Here is a 580-nt window from a genome sequence, read left to right on the forward strand (position 1 = left end):
GATGGCACTCCAAACTACCTTGATTTAGATTCAGATGGTGACTCCATCCTAGATGCATGGGAGGCTACGAATGCTAAAAGAGGCGTTATCGACCCTAACTATAATGGTTTAGTCGATGTAAATGGTGCTTTCATTGATGCCAACAAAAATGGTTTAGCCGATTTCTTAGAATCTAATCCAGCTCCAATTCCAGATACGGATAAAGATGGTACACCAGATTACCTAGATTTAGATTCAGACGGTGATTCATTATTGGATAGCAAGGAATTAACATCTGACCCAGATGGCGATGGTATTCCAAATTACCGTGATTTAGACTCCGATGGAGATTGGTTAGGAGATAGTGATGAGCGTGATGGAGATAATGATGGCGATGGTATTCCAAATTACCTTGACTTAGATTCAGACGGCGATACTATTCCAGATGCTTGGGAAGGAAAGAACAAGTGTGCAACTTGTAATAACTTAAACGACGGAAATGGAGACGGCTGGGATGATCGTGGACAATATGCTCCAGTAATTGATACTGATAAAGACGGTACTCCTGACTTCTTGGATTTAGATTCAGATAATGATTGTA

At 40.7% G+C, this 580-nt stretch carries 1 pseudogene; it reads left to right on the forward strand.

Going from position 1 to position 580, the window contains the following annotated elements:
• Positions 1 to 580: pseudogene (locus ESB04_RS12460) on the forward strand (hypothetical protein); the annotation flags it as partial.

This window comes from Aquirufa rosea (assembly GCF_004118285.1).
GTDB lineage: Bacteria > Bacteroidota > Bacteroidia > Cytophagales > Spirosomataceae > Aquirufa > Aquirufa rosea.